The following is a 1,861-nucleotide window of genomic DNA, read 5'->3' on the forward strand; positions in this document are numbered from 1 at the left end:
AAAGGGGGGAGGGAAGGTTTCTTTTTTACAACTACAATAGAGTTGATTTTTTTTTTTTTTTTTTTTTTTTTTTTTTTTTTTTTTTTTTTTTTTGGATATTTATGTTAAAATCACTGTAAAGATTGTGAAGAAATGTACTTAAACTAACGCGCAGGATAGTTAAATAAAAGATTCAAACTTATACTAATATATTTCCCATCCTGCCATGTCAGTAGATATTACAAAATACACAAATACTTATTTACTTACCATTTCGACCATTTCCCAAATTGCATCAATAACAGCTTCTGGTTGATCAATGTGAATAGCATGTCCAGCCTCTTTAATGATTATATGTTTGGATTTTGTTGACAAAGTTGCTAGTTCCTTCTGAAAATTCATCCATACGGCCATTGAGTCTGTTGTATGTATGGGTTGGGTGCAGCCAGTCATTACCATAAGAGGAGTATCCCCAATGTCTGCTCCACGGACTTGTTCTAGACTTTCTTCAAATTCAGTAAGGCTACCCTCTATACCTTCTACGTGGAATTGGGCGAAATATCCTTCCTGGGCCTCTTTTGATAATAAAGGAGCCATTACTTTATTCTGGTCTTCGTGGCAAGACTCCAATAGGATTACTCCGGCTACCTCTTTTGGATACATATTCGTATATAATCTAGCGTTTACTCCCCCAAAAGAGTGCCCCACTAATATAAATGGGGGCTTAATATTGGCTTTTTGAAGCAGTGTTCTAAGGTGCTCAACGATTTGTAAACTATGTTTGGGGTTGTTCCCCTGGCTACTATTGCCTACACTTTCTCTGTCATACATAAATATCTTCGCAAATGTTGAAACATCTTCTCTAATTGGTTGCCAATTCTCCAATGGCCAGCCATATCCAGACATAAACACTATAGTTGGGCCATCATTCTGCTCACCAATGTATTCATAATATAATTCGGCTCCATCAATATTTATCCATTGACCGCTTACTTTAGTATCCATAATTTCCTCCTATAATAAGTAATGCTTAATTTATCAATAGCTTCCTTGCAAAGTTGATTCAATCACCAGTCGGGATGAAGGTGGTTGCTAATTTAATCAATTTCCTGTCAGGAGAAGGTTTCTTACTAACAAATTCTCCAATTAAAGCACGGTAACGATCAAAAAATTCTATCTTCTCCTCTTCTGATAAGTGGAGAGGGGTAATTCCATATCTAAACCCATCCTCTATATAGTTCTCAACATAACGACTTAAAAGGTACTGCTGCATTTCCATTAAAAGGTGGGCGTTATAAACCATAAAAAAACGAAGATGTTCCTCTTGTGAATAGGCGGCAATATCCTGAGGAGAAAGCCGGAGATGTTCATCAACCACACTGTAAATCTTCTCCGGTGTTCCCCTTACAAGTCTTTCCTCACTGACCAGAACCAGACCGGCATCAACTAAAGTGCTTAGTTGACGGTACATGGTAGCTTGTGGCACATTTCCTAGTTTTTTAACAAGTTGATATACTGTTAATTTTTCTTCTAACAAGGCTTGTACGATACGCATTCGAACAGGGTGCAGTAATATATCTGCTTTATTTTTCATTATTATCACCTCTAACCATTATCATTATATATAATGATAATTATTTTGTTACAAAATGTAAAGGCTACGGCATCTTTTTTCTTTTTTTACAAAAGGGGCAGGTTAGCTAAATAAGGTATGAAGTGGTTATTCAAAACTCACTTAGAGTATAGGTGGGTTTTATTTCTAATTTTTGTGTAATATATATGATAAAAGTCACTAGTGTTGCATTAATTTAAATTAACTATTAAAAAGACTCAAAATCTTCAATTTTATTATTTTAGGCAAACAAAAAGTCCTTTATAATGG

At 35.1% G+C, this 1,861-nt stretch carries 2 protein-coding genes; both read right to left on the reverse strand.

Annotation, left to right across the window (positions count from 1 at the left end):
* Positions 1 to 237: 237 nt before the first annotated feature.
* The gene (locus tag AS180_RS21240; protein WP_062687472.1) at positions 238 to 984 is read right to left on the reverse strand and encodes an alpha/beta fold hydrolase; all 747 of its coding nucleotides are present in this window, start codon (positions 982 to 984) and stop codon (positions 238 to 240) included.
* A gap of 58 nt (positions 985 to 1,042) precedes the next feature.
* Positions 1,043 to 1,573, reverse strand: a complete 531-nt coding sequence (locus AS180_RS21245) for a helix-turn-helix domain-containing protein (RefSeq protein ID WP_062687473.1) — start codon at positions 1,571 to 1,573, stop codon at positions 1,043 to 1,045.
* Between the last annotated feature and the right edge of the window lie 288 nt (positions 1,574 to 1,861).

It is taken from the genome of Priestia veravalensis (genome assembly GCF_001457055.1).
Taxonomy (GTDB): Bacteria; Bacillota; Bacilli; order Bacillales; family Bacillaceae_H; genus Priestia; species Priestia flexa.

What these genes read in the sequence shown, in the direction of transcription:
- AS180_RS21240 (WP_062687472.1), bottom strand. Translation starts at nt 984, where the DNA reads ATGGATACTAAAGTAAGCGGTCAATGGATAAATATTGATGGAGCCGAA.
- AS180_RS21245 (WP_062687473.1), bottom strand. Translation starts at nt 1,573, where the DNA reads ATGAAAAATAAAGCAGATATATTACTGCACCCTGTTCGAATGCGTATC.